The sequence below is a fragment of the Acidithrix sp. C25 genome (assembly GCF_904848545.2).
Window position 1 is genome coordinate 973,769 of record NZ_CAJHCI020000010.1, and the last position, 16,607, is coordinate 990,375.

A 16,607-nucleotide genomic window follows, 5' to 3' on the forward strand; every position below is an offset into this window, starting at 1 on the left:
ATTTCTTAGACCGGCATGGCCATAATTTGATTGAACGCTCCAACTCCAGCAGTTTTAATTGCCGTCGCTACTTGGGTATCCAAAGAAGCCTGCTGTGCTGAGATCATCGCGTCAGCGAGATTAGCTTGACCGGTAGAGACTTGAAGTGCTTGAGAACTTGCCTGGTTCTGCACTGAAGAGATCGAATCCACAGCCGAAGCGAGGGCATTACCGAAGCTAGAAGTTCCACTGGTAGCTGCAGCCCCTCCGATTGGCTGTATTGCGCCGATGGTAGGGTTTGTGGCAATTGCACCTGTCGCAGATGAAGAATTAGTCGAGTTAGGAGTCGCGATTTGATTCAAAGGGGACAATCCGCTCTGAAGTGGTGGGATCGATGGAATGGCGGAGATAGCCGGAATCGCAGTCATGGTAGTCTTTCTCGGTAAATAATTTAGGAAACTTTTCGCTTACTATACAGCGAGCGTCAATGCGGATTGATAGATCGACTTCGCATGGTTGATCACAGCAACATTGGCTTGATAGTTTGCCTCAGCGATGTTCAAGTTTCCAAGCTGATCGGCAAGACTGATCCCAGGAGTGCGCACATAGCCACTTGCGTTAGCTACCGGGCTCGTTGGATCATAGGTGAGAACTCCATTTGGAAGATTCGTCGTAACAGCTGCGACGTGCACACCCATACCATTTAGGGGAGATGTTGGAATTGCACTCTGAGAGGGACCGTATCCTGTTGGTACCGCTCCCGGTGCGGCTACGATCTCCTGCTGCAAAAATGGCGTTTTCGCTGGATTTACCGCGTCATTGATATTGGCGATATTACTTCCAATTGCATTCAACCAGGTTTGATTCGTATCAATACCAGAACCAGAAATTGACAAAAGGCCAAACAGAGACATTAGAAGGACCCTCCCGCTGAACCACGCATTAGGTGATATTGGTTATTGATTTCAGCAGAAGCTGATTGATACCAGACCGTAGATTTTTCAATTCCAACAAGCTCTTGGCTCATGGAGACATTGTTTCCATTTGTGGAGGGCAATCTACTTGAACCCGTTATTGCCACCGAAGCTACAGTTGGAGCACCCTTTGTGCTTGACGCTAGAGCGTTCTGGAGAGAAGATGCAAAGTCAACCCTAGAAGCAGTGAATCCAGGCGTACTGACATTTGCGATATTATTTGCCTGAACATTCTGCTGGATCGTCAGGCCATCTAATGCGAATTGTAATGCTTGAACTACAGGTCCACCCATTAAGTACTCACCGAAATCCTTCATTTGGACATAAATGTCCGAATCCGAATACGGCCCTTCCTGGGCTCCTACTGCGCTATCCTGCTCGCACTATTGTTTTCGGTGTCAATTGAACAGTACTTAAGGCAATTTCCAAATAATTTGGATACAAAGGGTAAAAATCCGTTAAGCCAGTGCTGGTATTGAGAATTCACTTATAACGATAAGAACCAACAATCGACTCTCCCCTGGCAATCAGCCGGAGCACCCATCTTTATTTATTCCAATCCAAGCAAGCGATTACTTGAATCTCTTCACGTTTTGACCTTCCAAATCAGATCGCTATAGAATAAATACCGCTCATAAAATCTCATGCGTTTCACAACTTCTCGCTCAAGTTAACGGGTTTCAATCCTCTCGTTGAGTATTTGTTCCTTTACCGTCACGGACATCTATAGCAGCCTGTGACGCATCAAAGCACGAAAGCGTCTTGGGTGACATTTAGTGATTCTGAGCCCTAGGTGTCAAGGGAGTTGGCATCTATTCGAATAGAATACCAACCATGCAGGGCGAGAACTTTGATCGAACACGATGAAGCCTTATCCCAACCCATCTTTCGCAGATTTCCCGAAAAATCGCCCTAATTGGTCCCTTTTGAGGGGATTTTGGGCGATTTTCGGCTTGTGTCATTTATAGATGCCCTGGTAGATGGGTATTAGGTCTTTTTGGGTCGCGAATGTAGTGTCCTAATTTTTGAGTAGTTTTGATTATGACTTGCATTAGCTCTGACATGGTGCTATTGTCTTGTTGTGTTTATCCGTGAAACTCCAACAGTTAATAAAAAGACCGGCGTTAGCTACAGTAAGTACCAACTCGTTGAGTCCTACCGCTGTGAAAAAGGTCCCCGTCAACGTATAGTAATGACCTTGACCGAACTGGACCTGGATAAGTCATTGTGGCCAGCTCTGGCCAATGCAATTGCCAATGCTATTACCTGGGACTCTCTGGAGTAACCTCACTCTTTGAATCAGATCCTATTATTGCCAGATACGCAGATCTGGCAATCACTAAGTATGCAATTCGTTCCGAAGTTGCAGCCGCTAAAGAAACAAGAGCTACTGAGGCTGACCTTGAGATGGTGGATCTCTCTAGTGCTAAGACTATCAATAGTAGAAGTATCGGTCCAGAACTCATAGGAAACTCGTTCTATGAAGCTCTTAGCTTCGATAAGATCCTAGAGAGTGCAGGTCTATCGGGTGAATCTCTTGGCATTGCCAAGGCAACGATAATAGCTCGTCTTATTCATCCTGGATCTGATCGAAAGACCTATTCTTATATCAACTCCAACTCTTCATTACCTGAGATATGTGGTATCGATCTCTCTAAGTTTCACAAGGATAAGGTCTATGCAATTGCAGATAAGCTCTATGACGCTAAAGCCGTCATAGAGCCAGCACTCTATAGAGCTAGCTCTGATCTCTTTAGGACGAATACCAGGCTCTTTCTCTTTGATCTAACCAACACCTACTTCGAAGGTTCTACTAAGGGGAACTCCCTAGCTAAACATGGACATTCCAAAGAGAAGCGTTTTGATTGCACATTAGTTTCTCTGGCACTACTTGTTGATCACCGGGGACTACCCATCTACTCAGAGATACATGAGGGCAATACCTCTGAGCCTAGAACTCTCATTAGCGTACTTGATGCCTTGGAGTCTCTATCGGATGGATCTCTCTTTGGGGATGTTGTTCCTACCATTGTGATGGATAGGGGAATTGCTACCAAGGCAAACCTAGAACTTCTCATTAAGCGCAATCTCAACTACGTAGTAATTGAGAGAGCTAACAAAAAGAGCCTCTATCGAAGCCATTTCATGGAGATGGAAGGCTTCACCGAGATCTACGATGCCCAAGGATCCCCAGTACTGGTGAAAAAGCTCCAAGTGGAACCACAAAAGCCACAAGGACAAGTGAAAACACAAGTACAAGGACAAGTGCAAACGCTAGAAGAAGACACCGGCACTGACGACAATAACAGTTACACCACCTCCGGCAACACTAGCAACAGTATCATCAAGAGCGACAGCAGCACCGACACTGACGACTATATCCGTAATGGTGCCACCGGCAAGAATACCGGCAACAATATCAGCGACAGCACCGACACTGATACTAACGCCACCTCCATCTCCTCCTCCATCTCCTCCTCCATCTCCATCTCCTCCTCTTCCACCAACAACAACACCACAACCGTGGTGTTGTGTCGTTCTTTGGGGAGATCCAAGAAGGAATCAGCGATCTCTAGTCAAGCTAACGAGAGATTCTTAGTAGATATCACTTCGTTGAGTACCTCAATCACAAAGGGTTCTATATCTAAGACCACAGTTGTCTCAGAGCGTATCGGACGCATCAAGGCCAAGTACCCAAGTATTGCTTCCAAATACGAGATATCCCTTGAATATCATCAAGACCATGGCAAGATCATCAAAAAGAGACGCTTTGACAAAGTAATCAATCTCACTATTACAGAAAAACCCACTAAAGCCAAAGATGATAATCTCCAAGGAGCCTACGTCATAGACACCAGCCATAGCGAGCTAGATGCAGGTGAGATCTGGAATATCTATACGACTCTCACTAAAGTAGAAGATGCCTTTAGATCCCTCAAGAGTGATCTTGGACTTCGACCGGTCTATCATCAACTAGCTAGCCGAACTGCTGCTCACCTCTTCATCTCAGTACTTGCCTATCACCTCCTTAGTGCTATTGAGCTGACCTTGAGGCAAAATAACGATAAGAGAAGATGGTCAACCATCAAAGAGCAACTCAACAGTCACCGCCGAGCCACCATAGTTCTTACATCAGATAAAGGTGTCGTCTATCACATCCGCACTAGTGGTGTTTCTGAGCCGGTTCACAAAGAGATCTACCGTCTCTTAGGAGTTAGTGATCCCCTTAAACGGATAAAGACCATTGCGACGCATTTGTAGTGTCCCAACGTAAGACCACATACTCAACTAGCTGGGAGAATGGTTTGATTTTTGGAAAGATGGGCCAAGGATCAAAAAGAAGCTGTAGTCAAGAGGCCGAGGGAGCTGTTGTCAGATCCCAATGCACCCAGAGGTGCAATCGTCGATTTGGCTAAACAAGTCCAGATACCAAAGACAACTATCTACATCTGGAATCGTGAATTAAAGGACCAGATAGATCGCCAAGATCCAACTAAGCGAACCCCAGCCAGTTTATGGAGTTCAGAGGCTAAGTTCCAAGCCGTGCTTGCAACTGCAACGTAAACGTTCGGTGAACCCGTACCACCCCTGACGAAAACAGGACTGAACACGAAGCGCTAGATAGTGTTAACTGGTAGTCATGGACAGTTTGCATACAACCGAGTCAGCGTACTGGAAGGCGGAGGCAGAACGCCTCGCTGGCGATAATGCCCGTCTTCAGGCGGAGAACGCCGAGCTTCGAGCACGGGTTAGTGAACCCGAAGGCCAGATTGGTGCACTCACCGAGAAGGTGACGACTCTCGCAAAGCTCGTCTTTGGCACCTCGTAGGAGAAGAGTAAGCCAGTCGAGCCTAGAAGAGGCAAAGACGATATCACAGGTGAGAAACGCCTCCGTGGTCAACAACCAGGGAGTCCAGGGCATGGCCGACGGGACTACTCGGCCCTTGAAACCGTCGAAGTGATCCACGACGTACCAGACAACGAGCGAATCTGTTCGGGTTGCGGGGCACCTTATGCCGCCTTCGGCGAAGAGACCTCCTACCAGATCGACTGGCAAGTACACATCGTGCGACACCGACATCGCCGCCCTACCTACCGGCGCACCTGCAAGTGTCAGACTCGGGGCATGCTCGTCGCACCGGTCCCGGCCAAGCCAATCCCCAGGGGAATGTTCACCTCAGGGTTCCTGGGCCGCTTGGTAGTGGAGAAGTACGTGCTCGGGCGTCCCTTGGAACGCATCGTCGCAGCTCTCTCAAATGACGGGTTCGAGGTTTCAAAAGGCACCTTGACAGGAGCGCTCAAGGCGCTTTCGGACCTACTTGAGCAACTTGACGCAGCGATTAGGGAGAGGAACGCAAAGTCGGCGCATCTGCACATCGACGAGACATCCTGGAAGGTGTTCGAGGCGGTAGCTGACAAAGCGGGCAACCGCTGGTGGCTGTGGACCTTCCTCGGTCCCGACACCGTGGTGTTCTTGATCGATCCCAAATGCTCGACGAGAGTGGTAGCCGAGCATTTGGGTATCGATATAGATGCGGGTTCGCTCGAACCTGGCCGACAGCTCCTGATAAGCTCAGACTTTTACAGTGTCTACCAGCCCCTTGGTGCACTTGAGGGAGTAGATCCGTTGTGGTGTTGGGCACACATCAGGCGCTACTTCATCCGCGCTAGCGATGCGCATCAAGAGCTGCGGAGTTGGACTACTTCATGGCTCGCTCGCATCGGGTCGCTTTATGTAGCACATCATGCACGCCAAGCACTTGAGACGGGAACTACCGGGCGCTTACGCGCTGAGGAGGACTTTACCAGGATCATCAGAGCAATGGATACTGCCAGAAAGGCTGAGGCTTGCGATCCGACGCTTCACCCTGGGGCCATAAAGGTGCTCGCAACACTGGATCGTGAATGGGAAGGCCTCTGTCGCCACGAAGAGTTCCCCGAGTTGCCACTCGATAACAACCCAGCAGAGGCTGTACTTCGCAACCCAGCAGTAATACGCAAGAACTGCTATGGATCCGGTTCAATATGGGCAGCCACCCTGGCGGCGCGGATCTGGTGAGTATTCCAAAACTCTTTACCAGTCATTCCAGTAACTCTTTACCAGTGCTTTTAACCTACCACAGGGGCCATTGCGAAATGACCGTTTTGGCGTATTCGACAGCAACGCATTTACTCAAAATGGTTGCTTAGAATTCAAGAACTCCCCTCGAGCGTTTCTTTGGATCCAAAGAAATAAGCAGTCCCGTAATTGGATCTGAAAGTTGTGTTCTTAGCTCCATTGAATTCGAACTAAAGGGGTTTGATTCCAATACGTAGTTTCGGAACCAGTTACCCTTCTTTTTATTATTTGTTTATCGGTAGTAGCGATAGCGGTGGGCCCTGTGGTCGAGATCTGGCACCTGTGTGTAAACGCGAAGCGTTTTGCTCATGTGTTAGATTATTTGCGAAGCAATCGTGCAGGCGTCCACCGCTCATTAAAGATTCTCAGATCTTTGATTCGCTAGATTCGCTTAACCAACGGTTAGCTCGTCATAGGCAACTGCGCCATCACAATGAGGACACAGTCCTCCAAAGCCAACACGACGCATGAATTTCTGACATTCTTGGCAGCGTTGCTCCCCGAGGGCTCGCTCCCCGCAGATATCACACTCATATACGGTGATTGGCTTTAGCGGCTGTTTCTTATTTACGATAGGTACCTTGGGCTGGGTGTTATCGCGTCGAGCTCGGTAAGCACTAGCTCTGCAACGCTCTGAGCAGTAGGTTCTCCTCCCTGACAAGGGGAAGTTACCTCCGCAGACGGGCAAGCTATCGTGAGCCTATCGTGACGCAACGGGGTTTTGGGATCTTGTGTCATTGCGACACCTCGGTTTGGTTTCCCCGAACCGATGGTGCGCTTTGATAGGAGGAGCCAACAAACTTGCGCATTGACTCTCCGAGTAATTCCACTTTGATCGAATTGTGAATCACACGATCAAATACCCCATCAACCACAGTACGTTCCTCAATGGTCATATACCAAGAAGAAAGAGGTAGTTGTGAAGCAATGATCAAAGAGGAGACTCCGCTCCTGTCATCGATGATGTCAAGAAGCTCCCGGGCACCATTTACCGTTATAGGAGATAATCCCCAGTCGTCAATTACTATTAGGTCAATACGCGAGAATTTGTTTACAAATGATCGGTAGCTACCATCAAGACGGGCAGTTCAGATTGTCTCTAGAAGGCTAGAGCACTTGAAGTAGCGCACCGTGGCATCTGATCGAATTGCAGCAGTTGAAAGTGCACAAGCCAAATATGTTTTGCCAGTTCCTGTAGCTCCAGTGATCAATACGTGGTGGTTCTTTAGCCAACCAAGTCCAAGTAACGAAGAAGCAAGTGCTTCGGGGAGTCCACGGGCACTCTTATTTTCTAACTCTTCTGGTACTGCGTGAATTCTAAGATTAGCTTCTTTTATCCGACGCTCTATCCTGCGATAACTACGTCCAGATAACTCCGTATTTAGCATTAGTTCAAGTCGATCTTCAAAGGATAACGAAGTTGAGCTTGCATCTGTAGTTTGTCGGCGGTATTCCTTTTCTGGCGCGGGGAGACAGAGTTGGGATAGTTGGCTTGATATAAGAGTGGGATGTGTCATTATGACACCTCCTTAGCGTAGAACTCTTCACCACGGATATTTTCATGTTCGCCGGTGGGTAAAGACACCGCCTCGATCATGGGGGTACGATTTATATGCAGTCCCCTTGCCAAAATAGAACTGACACTAGCTCGGGTGGGTGAACCTATCTCAATGGCCACCAAACAAGCCGCTTCAAGTTCAACATCTGTGTAGGTATTGGCAAGACGAAGAATTGCTCGAGCGGATTTATGTGCACTTTGTGGAAAAGCATGAGATAGCAAAACGACCCCTATCAACTCCTCACAAGCACTTCCGACTGTTTTAGCCCGAGCGGTAATTTCATCAGTAGTATTTCGTAAATAACTTCGATGAGATTCTGGCAAATGGGTGTTATCAGTAACCCAAGTACCAACTTCCCTCGTGCGTCGATGGCTTGTGATGTGAATATTGTTCGAATAGGCCGATACGAGATCATTTGTGATCCGAAGCATAATCTCTGATCCTCTTAAATGAAAGGGTACGCAGTTGTAGACTCCCTCAAGAGAGAAGTGGTAGTTGGACCCCACTTTCACGGGCTGCCAGGAGGCGTACTCGTAGGAACCAAGGGTAATATTGCCAAGTGCGGCTTTTTCCTGGTTGAGGTACCTCTCCTGGCGACTGCCTGGTAGTTTTTGGAACTTCTTTTGGTTGACGCTAGTGAGTAACGGACTAATTGCCTCGTTTAGCTCTGCTAAAGTGAAGAACTTCAACTTTCTCAATCGTGCCAGAATATTAGTCTCGACCAGGTATACAGAGCCTTCAACTTTACTCGTATCGCGAGGGTGGTATGGTCTTGGCGGGGCTGGAATCACATTGTAATGCTGGCACATTTCTAGGTAACTGCGAGTCAGTACCGTTTCGTCTCTAGTGTTCTTGGTGACGCCAGCGCGGAGGTTATCGCCGATCAAACTCTTTGGTACACCTCCTATGAATTCGAACCCCCGAGAATGGCCCTCCATGAGGTTGGCGATATCTTGTGACCTCTGGGCCTCGACATAGACGTATCCCGAATAACCAAGAGTCATAACAAATATTGACGCTTCGAAACTTACCTCGCCACTTGTGCAATCATAAATTGGTATTTTCTGCCCGGCGTAGTCAACCATTGCAACGTCACCTTAGAGCGTGATGAAGGACCATCGATATCTCTTTGGATTCATCAAAACGACCAAGTTTCTCACAGAAACCTGAGTATCCATAGGCATGATCTTCGCCTACCTCATTTTCATATTCGCACCAAAGCAGGTATCTGGTAAGGTTTTGTCGCTTGCCAGCCTCCAATTCCTTTAGCACTATCGCGAAGTCGGGTTCCACCTTGTTGGCTACCCCATGGCGTCCTGGCGCTAAAGAATAGAATTTATCAGATATGTCACTATCTGTCATTGACTCTAACTCGCTAGCGCTAAGGCCTAACTGCCTAGCTTGATTGAGTACTTTCCCTACCGAGGGATGCGAAGCTCCAACTGCTTTTGCAACTTCGCCTTTGGATATTGATGGTGATGATTCTTTGATCGTCACGATATTTCTAATCACAAATAGTTGCAGGGACCATCCTCCTTTTCTTTTCAATGCTTCCTCCTTGTAAGTGGATCGAATACTTCGATCCACTTACAAGTTTCTCGCATTTACCTACTTCAAAAGAGCGGTAAAGAGTTTCCGGAATGGGTGGAAAAGAATTAGTGGAATAGGTGGAAACGTATTACTGGAATACGTGGAAAAGAATTAGTGGAATATTCACGCTGGTGGAAAGGCCCCGAATCCCGCCGCGCTGGAGCGGTTCTTTCCCTGGGCGGCGAGCGAGACTGATCTTGTTGAGTGGCGCATGCCGCCACCTGGTCCAATGCCATGAGTGAAGCGCTTCGCTACTGCGGGCGGGACTTCTCCCAAGCAGACCTTGAGGTCATCTCCAACCTGATCGCTGTGTACTGTAGGGCGACGCTTTCGTTGATTACGCGGGGGTATTAAGGCGTCACTGAAGCTGATGATGACGTAGAGGTGGCTGTGTAGTTGCGTATGGACAGAGACAGACTCATCACCTTGCCCAAGCCACTGCATGGCAACGGCAACGGCCGCATCACCCGCTACGCAAAGCCAATCGCTGAGCTACCCTTTGCCTATCCTGAATCGCTCGACGATCTCTGTCCAATCAAGTTCGCCATAGCAAATACCAAAGCCCAAAAGCAGCGCTGGCGAAACCTCATTGCAAGCTACCACTACCTCGGCTACACCACCTTTGCCGGTGCTGAGGGGCGCTATCTCATCGAGAGCTCCTCTGGAACTATCGGTGCGATCGGCTTCGCTGCCTCGCCATGGAGCTGCGCACCACGCGATAACTATATCGGCTGGGACAAAGCGACCCGCGAAGCATGGCTGCACCTTGTGGTTGGCAACGCGAGGTTTCTCATTCTTCCTCAGGTACGTGTTGTGAACCTCAGCTCATACATCCTCTCCCGTGTCGCTCGCCGCCTCCCTGGCGACTGGCAACTCGCCTACGGGTACCAGCCTGTACTCTTGGAGACCTTCGTGGAGTCTGCCAGGTTCACCGGAGCGAGCTACAAGGCGGCGAACTGGATCCGTGTCGGGCAAACCAAAGGTCGGGGCAAACTTGATCGCTACAACCAATACGCTCTCTCTGTCAAGGAAGTCTATCTCTACCCGCTGCACCGTAACTATCGGAGCATCCTTGCTTCACCTGAGTGAAAACGCAACAGGATATCAGATTGGCCCGGGAGGTCACTCTCTAACGGGTTGGCCGAATGTTTACGATTTTCCTAATAACAGCTTCTTTTCTATCCTTTGGATAAAGTATCATCGTTCGCCGGAATTCTCGCCCTATCCGATCATTCATGCTTTACTTGAGCAGATACCAACCATCCGGACACCTAGGGATAAAATGCGGAATGAGATATCAATTTAGGAACTATAAATTAGCATTATAAATGATAATTATTTGATGATTGATAATGAATTGCTCGTTATGGCTATATCTTATCGAATATCATTTTCCCGGGATGATGACCACTTCCGATAAACTGAGATGCTATCAGGTGGTGTCTAGCTGGGTGATAAAGTTCGTTTGAATCATACTGACCGAACTTGTTGGCTAGGTCATTTCGAATAAAAAAGGCATTAACTCCCGTGATCGAACAGCAGATGAGTCGGTATCCCTTGCGTATTCCAAGATCAACGAGGGCTCCTAAAGAGGCACCGTAGTCATCAGTTGCGTGGTTCCATACCCAGCGCTCATCGTACTTTTGTACAAGTTTCGCCGGTGGTGGAAATTTTGAGTTGTACTCGATAATTACCAACGGAGGACTAAGTTGAAGTTCTTCCCATATGTAATAGTCATTTCCATCGATATCGATGGACACCATACCTAGTCTCTCTGATTCTTGTTTGTTTGTTAGTTCGTTAATATTTGAACGGGTGATAAAACTATTTTTAATGATTAGCTTTTCTTCTTGCAAGTATTTTGCGAACGTCAGAGATGCTGAATTTAGTTTTTCGTGGTTCCCGTCTATCCAAATTCCTTGCCATCCATTTTGCAGTAACAGACGGGAATTGCACTCCAATCCGTCCTCTACTCCTATCTCAATAAAGGTCGCAGTCGTTAGTCCGATTATCTCCATTATCTTGGAGATAATTCCGTCTTCCTCGTGTTGAGAGTAGACTTTATATCCATAGTTTTCTAGACGGTTAGGATCGTTCGAGTGGCGAGCAATAATACGATCGCGTTCGGCCCGTGCCAGATATCCGTCAGCCTCAAAGATTTTTTGAAATATAGCTCCTTGGTTCCCAATTGCAACGCTGATATTATTTAGCAGTAGGTTCCAGGTTTCAGGCGTTTCGTTCAACTTGATACTCTCATTCTCGGCATATTGGTCGTTTAGGTGGAAGCATTCGACTAAAAGGGTTTCATAAAGGTGGGGGAATTACTCGTTTCATTCAATTATATATTCTCTTTTTTCCGGGGTAATTGCTAGATATTGATCTTTCGATAATATCGCAGCGTCTGTGTACTTCCTGCATTCGATTTACATCGATATACTTCTAGTTGTGGAAGGCTCCCATTTAATTGATCCGCTACTAATGTGAGCTTTGTATCCATAATGTAGATGGAGGAAATTATTGTGAAGTCCAAAAGGCATACCCCAGAACAGGTGCGCAAGAAGATCGCCGAAGGGGACAAGATGCTAAATAACGGTGCAACCATAAGTGAAGCTGCCGCTTTGCCATAAAAGCCCTAAGGCGCTGCAGTTACCGAGACAACCTGGCACCGATGGAAGAGTACCTACGCTGCATTGAAGGGAACCAAAGTAAAGCTTACTCATTGAATTTGAATCTAAAGAACCGTCGCCTAAAGAACCGTCGTCTAAAGAGCATCGTTGTCGACCTAACTCTTGATGTCTCCATGCTTAACCTGGATCCACCGAAAATTTAGCCGCTCAACTTTGATTTAGACATAGAAAGGGTGCTCTGAACTGGTGGAATGATGTTTGAATACAATTCAAATCCATCAGTTCAAGGAGCACCTTTTAGATGCAAGCATCTACTAGTGCTTTAGAGTGTTTGATAGTCACCTTTGACGATTCGAACGCAGTTTCCAACAGTGGGTTAATACTCCCTATCACCCTTGCTGAGAGACTTGGCCTTAGGGATCTCTTTGATTTACACATTGACCTAGAGGATCGTCCTGGACGAGCAAATGTTGGCAGAAAAGCTATGGCTATCGTCGCATCTATCTTGGCCGGTGGTGATTGCATTGATGACACTGCAATCCTTCGAAGCCCAAATGCGCAAGTTATCCTTGGTCAGATAATGCCAGCACCATCTAGGTTTGGTGTCTTCTTGCGTAGTTTTGAGACCAGTGACATCGCAGATGTTGAACGAGTTGCAGCTTTGTTGCTAAAACGAGCCTGGCTAGCTGGAGCAGGTCCAGGTGATGAGTCACTCACCATTGATGTTGATTCCACAATATGTCAGGTATATGGAAACAAAAAAGAAGGAGCTGGATTTGGTTATACCAAAGTAAGGGGGTATCACCCACACCTAGCAGCAGTTGGTAAAACAGGTGACATTCTTGGAATAGTGACACGTGAAGGCAACGCCAATACCGCCCGTGGTGCCGGGGAGTTTGTAACCCAGGTAATCAACAATGCCAGAGCCGCTGGAGCAACTGGTGAAATAACCATGCGTTTTGACTCTGGGTTCTTCTCAAGAGCCGTTAGAGACGCAGCTAGTGCGGGTGATGTTCGCATTTGCATTACAACACGGATGTCAAAACGATTGAAGCAGGTTATTGCAGCCATACCAGAAGAAACATGGACTTCAATTCCTTATTGGCTTGAAGGTGGAGCTGATGTAGCAGAAGTGAAATATCGCGCATTTGCAAGAGATAGACAAGACGTTCGTCTTATCGTACGAAGGGTCAAGCCTACTCCAGGGTCTCAGCTGGCACTATTTAGTGACTATGACTATCACGCATTTATTACCGATCGACAAGGCGAAACGCTCTTTCTTGAGGCTGATCACCGAGCACATGCCCAGATCGAACTAGTCATCAAGGATCTCAAAGGAGGTTCGGGGTGGAATCATGTTCCATCCAGATACATGAACGCTAATGCCGTTTGGTTGGCTCTGGTCTAATTAGCTCTGGTCTGGTTAGTTATTGGTGTAACTGCACACAACCTGGCGCGGTGCAACTGCACAACCTGGCGCGGTGCAACTGCACAACCTGGCGCGGTGCAACTGCACAACCTGGCGCGGTGCAACTGCACAACCTGGCGCGGTGCAACTGCACAACCCGACACGGTGCAACTGCACAAATAGGTGCTATTGCAGAAACTGTAATAACCACACCAAAGCTTCGACGGTGTTACTTTCAGATCGCAGGACATATCACTCGTTCAGCTAGAAAAGTAATACTGCATCTTGAAGAACACTGGCACTATAAGGATAAGTTCTTAGAGGCTCTTGATCGGATCAGAAAGTTTGAGATCGCCATCACCTGAACATCTGGTTACCTAACACACTGAATATTACTTGAAGGAACTGCTCTAGAAGACAAGGGATTAGGTCACTATACCCAAAATGAGATTTCACAATCTCAAAAATGACCAAACAGGCTCAATTACAAAGGGAATAGGTCATATTTGGCACTCTGAAACCAGATTTAAACCATAGACCCTCCGTCAAACCTAAATCAGATCCTAAAAACCGACTTGGATTCACACCGAGGGGCTCAAGCTGGTCCATTTCTGTGGATTCAGGCTTAAGGAGGTGACGATAAGAAACTTCTAACCCCGAATCGTCGTCGTATGGTAGTTCACAAACTACAGATACGATTCGGGGTTTCTAAAGAGACGAGCCTGCAAAGTAGCAGGTCAAAATGGTTCTACGCAGCGTACCGTAGCACCTGAACGCAAAAGTGCAGATCTAGACTGACTATTCCGATTCTCTGGACCACTATTGGTAGAATCTTTGGACCACAGCACCAGTATCTTTGGACCACTGTACCGAAGTCTTTGGACCAGACTTTCCTGATCCCTTTAACCTATCTCTAAGTTACCTCAATCCTGGTAGATGTCAGGCTAGAAGGTCCCTTAATTAATGCCTAAATGGCTCGTCTTTTTGATATTTATTTGTCCATAGTCCTCTCGTTGTTGGATTAGAAAGTTGTCTTTCGCTTTTCTGAGGATTACGGACAACTCTAAGCCAGGAGTAGCACGAGGGGTAACTGGTCCCAATGGGTAGTTTCGGAACCAGTTACCCTTCTTTTTATTATTTGTTTATCGGTAGTAGCGATAGCGGTGGGCCCTGTGGTCGAGATCTGGAACCTGCGTGTAAACGCGAAGCGCTTATTCACATGTGTCAGATTATTTGCGAGGCAAGCGTGCAGGCGTCCACCGCTCACTAAAGATGGCCTGATCTTTAGTTTGTTAGATTCGTTTAACCAACGGTTAGCTCGTCATAGGCAACTGCGCCATCACAATGAGGACACAGTCCTCCAAAGCCAACACGACGCATGAATTTCTGACATTCGTCGCAGCGTTGCTCCCCGAGGGCTCGCTCCCCGCAGATATCACACTCATATACAGTGATTGGCTTTAGCGGCTGTTTCTTACCTACAACAGGTACCTTGGGTTGGGTGCTATCGCGTCGAGCTCGGTAAGCACTAGCTCTACAACGCTCTGAGCAGTAGGTCTTACGACCCGATACTAAGAAATCACTATGGCAAACCGGACAAGCTATCGTGACGCTATCGTGACGCAACGGGATTTCGTTACTCATGAGCCGTCTCCCATTTCGCTATGTTGTGCTCGTATCTTTCGCATTGACTCGCCTTTCATCTCGAGGCGCATTGAGTCATGAACGAGACGATCGAGTATTGAGTCTGCAACTGTTAGATCTTCAAAACTTTGATACCAAGTGCTAACGGGAAGTTGTGAGGCGATGATGGTAGATCCAACACCAATGCGCTCGTCAAGAATATCTAGTAGCTCTCGGCTACCCCGTGATGCAATTGGTGCTAGACCAAAGTCGTCTATCAAGATAACGTCCTTGGACCTTATCTTGGTGAGGAACGACTTGTAGGTGCCATCGGCTCTTGCTATGGTTATCTGTTCAAGTAGATGCGACAGTCGAAAGTAACGCACTGTATGGTCCGCCACGATTGCGCTATGGGCTATAGCACAGATCAGATAGGTCTTACCGCAACCAGTAGGACCGGTAACTAAAAGGTTATGGTGACGTCTTAGAAAACCAAGTGAGAGTATCTCGGCTACCTTGGCCTTAGGAACACCCCGATCAACTGAAAAGTCTATTTCGCCTGGATGAGCTAAAACTTTTAATTCCGCCTCTTTTATACGTCGTTGGATCCTACGATTAACCCTTAGATCAACTTGTGCACCAAGGATCATGGCCAGCCTCTCTTCGAATCCCAATGACAGTGAGGCTGGTTCATTTAATTGCCGATGAAACTCTTCCAGAGCGCCCGATAGTCCTAGGCTATTTAGGTGTTGGGTAACTATGGCCTCAGATGACATCTTCCATACCTCCGTAGTAGCAGGCACCCCGGATGTTGTCATGAGTTGTGATGCATGGCAAATTTGGGGTTTCACCTATTTCGCTATCGAATAGTCCCTTGGCAGCGATGCTCCTAAGAGAAGATGACTTAGTGGATCCAATAGCTATTGCATATGCGCACGATTGCTCACATACTTGAGCTCCGTAGAGTTTGGCTACTTCAGCTATCTGAGCTAAAGAGCCAATTGCTAATCCAGTAGATGGCCCCACTCTATCTAGGATTACCTCGGCGAAGCTAACTGCTGATGGACCTATGTTTTTGATCTGCGTCATCAGTCCATCGATGGATGTGGATCTTTGATAGATGAGGTGATTTTGTGGCATATGTGCTTCGATGGTGGTGTATTTTCCAGATAGCATCGATCTTGTATGAATAGCCACGCAGTTGCTACCTTCATAGATCTCAATCGTATCGATGGTTGCCTTAGCACTTAGGGAGCTATTTGCTAGGCGGTATGGAACGCTGTAGTAGTTTCCTGCTACCTTGACGTGGTAGTTGGATCCTGCTCTGGCATTAGACCAGATGCCGAATTGGAACTTATGAGGAGGAAGTGGAGCTAGGCAGTTAGCTTCGAATTCTACGAATCTATCCTCGCGAGAGAAGTCCTGGCCACCTATCTTGGTGTTGTTTAGCCGATTGATCCCATCTAAAAGTGCTACATTGAGCTCAGCTATAGAGTAAAAGCGTTGATTTCTCAGTCTCCCGAGAATATCTCTTTGTACATAGCCAACCATCTGCTCTACGCGAGCTTTGTCTTTTTTATCCCGAATTCGGGATAAAAAAGATTATCCCGAAGTTTTAGTTATCCCGAATTAATTTCACAAGTCCCGTTCAGGGTGTCAAGAGTAAGCAAATCTTCGGGATAACCAAAAAATGAAACCCCAAGTGCATTTACCCAAATCATAACATCA

General features: G+C 47.4%; 18 protein-coding genes and 1 pseudogene. 8 read left to right on the top strand and 11 right to left on the bottom strand.

From position 1 onward, the window contains the following. Positions 1–5: 5 nt before the first annotated feature. Genes fliE through ACIDITHRIX25_RS79960 form a run of 3 tightly spaced genes read right to left on the bottom strand, consistent with a single transcriptional unit; the run spans position 6 to position 1,246 of the window. The gene (gene fliE, locus ACIDITHRIX25_RS79950; RefSeq protein WP_201733380.1) at positions 6–407 is read right to left on the bottom strand and encodes a flagellar hook-basal body complex protein FliE; all 402 of its coding nucleotides are present in this window, start codon (positions 405–407) and stop codon (positions 6–8) included. Between the two features lie 42 nt (positions 408–449). Beyond that, entirely contained in the window at positions 450–893 is a 444-nt protein-coding gene (locus tag ACIDITHRIX25_RS79955; protein ID WP_052606328.1) for a flagellar basal body rod protein FlgC, read from the bottom strand. Then, positions 893–1,246 carry a flagellar basal body rod protein FlgB gene (locus tag ACIDITHRIX25_RS79960; protein WP_201733381.1) on the bottom strand — a complete coding sequence of 118 codons (354 nt, stop codon included), beginning with the start codon at positions 1,244–1,246 and terminating at the stop codon, positions 893–895. Before ACIDITHRIX25_RS79960 ends, ACIDITHRIX25_RS79955 begins: the two co-directional genes overlap by 1 nt. Before the next feature lie 788 nt (positions 1,247–2,034). Here ACIDITHRIX25_RS79960 and ACIDITHRIX25_RS79965 point away from each other — a divergent pair. The 5 genes from ACIDITHRIX25_RS79965 (at position 2,035) to tnpC (ending at position 6,012) form a co-directional block, all read left to right on the top strand. Further along, entirely contained in the window at positions 2,035–2,238 is a 204-nt protein-coding gene (locus tag ACIDITHRIX25_RS79965; RefSeq protein ID WP_201732276.1) for an IS1634 family transposase N-terminal domain-related protein, read from the top strand. Then, positions 2,181–4,214, top strand: coding sequence for an IS1634 family transposase (locus ACIDITHRIX25_RS79970; RefSeq protein WP_201733382.1), 2,034 nt, complete (start codon positions 2,181–2,183; stop codon positions 4,212–4,214). The genes ACIDITHRIX25_RS79965 and ACIDITHRIX25_RS79970 overlap by 58 nt, the downstream gene beginning before the upstream one ends. A gap of 51 nt (positions 4,215–4,265) precedes the next feature. After that, on the top strand, positions 4,266–4,517 hold the full coding sequence (locus ACIDITHRIX25_RS79975; protein ID WP_201733383.1) for a hypothetical protein: 252 nt from the start codon (positions 4,266–4,268) through the stop codon (positions 4,515–4,517). A 76-nt stretch (positions 4,518–4,593) separates the two neighbouring features. Further along, entirely contained in the window at positions 4,594–4,782 is a 189-nt protein-coding gene (locus tag ACIDITHRIX25_RS79980; RefSeq protein WP_201733384.1) for a hypothetical protein, read from the top strand. A 42-nt stretch (positions 4,783–4,824) separates the two neighbouring features. After that, a complete protein-coding gene (gene tnpC / locus ACIDITHRIX25_RS79985; protein WP_201733596.1) occupies positions 4,825–6,012 on the top strand; it encodes an IS66 family transposase in 1,188 nt (395 codons plus the stop codon). Positions 6,013–6,463: 451 nt separating this feature from the next. Here the strand turns inward: tnpC and ACIDITHRIX25_RS79990 are convergent, their stop codons facing one another. The 4 genes and pseudogenes from ACIDITHRIX25_RS79990 to ACIDITHRIX25_RS80005 form a co-directional block, all read right to left on the bottom strand. Beyond that, positions 6,464–6,733: a hypothetical protein gene (locus ACIDITHRIX25_RS79990; RefSeq protein ID WP_201733385.1), complete on the bottom strand. Its 270-nt coding sequence runs from the start codon at positions 6,731–6,733 to the stop codon at positions 6,464–6,466. Positions 6,734–6,806: 73 nt separating this feature from the next. Then, positions 6,807–7,589, bottom strand: a pseudogene (gene istB, locus ACIDITHRIX25_RS79995) (IS21-like element helper ATPase IstB). Beyond that, positions 7,589–8,716 (bottom strand): IS21 family transposase, encoded by a 1,128-nt coding sequence (gene istA, locus ACIDITHRIX25_RS80000; protein ID WP_201733387.1) that lies wholly within the window; start codon positions 8,714–8,716, stop codon positions 7,589–7,591. The pseudogene istB (ACIDITHRIX25_RS79995) and the gene istA overlap by 1 nt, the downstream one beginning before the upstream one ends. Positions 8,717–8,723: 7 nt before the next feature. Continuing rightward, positions 8,724–9,179: a hypothetical protein gene (locus ACIDITHRIX25_RS80005; protein ID WP_201733388.1), complete on the bottom strand. Its 456-nt coding sequence runs from the start codon at positions 9,177–9,179 to the stop codon at positions 8,724–8,726. Between the two features lie 444 nt (positions 9,180–9,623). On the opposite strand from ACIDITHRIX25_RS80005, the gene ACIDITHRIX25_RS80010 reads away from it, so the two are divergent. After that, positions 9,624–10,310, top strand: coding sequence for a Druantia anti-phage system protein DruA (locus ACIDITHRIX25_RS80010; RefSeq protein ID WP_201733389.1), 687 nt, complete (start codon positions 9,624–9,626; stop codon positions 10,308–10,310). Between the two features lie 281 nt (positions 10,311–10,591). On the opposite strand, the gene ACIDITHRIX25_RS80015 is transcribed toward ACIDITHRIX25_RS80010, so the two are convergent. Beyond that, positions 10,592–11,464 carry a hypothetical protein gene (locus tag ACIDITHRIX25_RS80015; protein WP_201733390.1) on the bottom strand — a complete coding sequence of 291 codons (873 nt, stop codon included), beginning with the start codon at positions 11,462–11,464 and terminating at the stop codon, positions 10,592–10,594. 685 nt (positions 11,465–12,149) lie between these two features. On the opposite strand from ACIDITHRIX25_RS80015, the gene ACIDITHRIX25_RS80020 reads away from it, so the two are divergent. Then, complete coding sequence (locus ACIDITHRIX25_RS80020) at positions 12,150–13,256, top strand: IS1380 family transposase (protein WP_201733391.1); 1,107 nt, start codon at positions 12,150–12,152, stop codon at positions 13,254–13,256. 50 nt (positions 13,257–13,306) lie between these two features. Continuing rightward, positions 13,307–13,621 (top strand): hypothetical protein, encoded by a 315-nt coding sequence (locus ACIDITHRIX25_RS80025; protein ID WP_201733392.1) that lies wholly within the window; start codon positions 13,307–13,309, stop codon positions 13,619–13,621. Between the two features lie 937 nt (positions 13,622–14,558). On the opposite strand, the gene ACIDITHRIX25_RS80030 is transcribed toward ACIDITHRIX25_RS80025, so the two are convergent. The 3 genes from ACIDITHRIX25_RS80030 to ACIDITHRIX25_RS80040 are packed head-to-tail and all read right to left on the bottom strand — an operon-like array spanning position 14,559 to position 16,430. After that, entirely contained in the window at positions 14,559–14,900 is a 342-nt protein-coding gene (locus tag ACIDITHRIX25_RS80030; protein ID WP_152625792.1) for a paraquat-inducible protein A, read from the bottom strand. Further along, on the bottom strand, positions 14,897–15,697 hold the full coding sequence (gene istB / locus ACIDITHRIX25_RS80035) for an IS21-like element helper ATPase IstB (protein WP_082058385.1): 801 nt from the start codon (positions 15,695–15,697) through the stop codon (positions 14,897–14,899). The genes ACIDITHRIX25_RS80030 and istB (ACIDITHRIX25_RS80035) overlap by 4 nt, the downstream gene beginning before the upstream one ends. Next, on the bottom strand, positions 15,645–16,430 hold the full coding sequence (locus tag ACIDITHRIX25_RS80040; RefSeq protein WP_201733393.1) for a Mu transposase domain-containing protein: 786 nt from the start codon (positions 16,428–16,430) through the stop codon (positions 15,645–15,647). The genes istB (ACIDITHRIX25_RS80035) and ACIDITHRIX25_RS80040 overlap by 53 nt, the downstream gene beginning before the upstream one ends. Positions 16,431–16,607 lie beyond the last annotated feature (177 nt).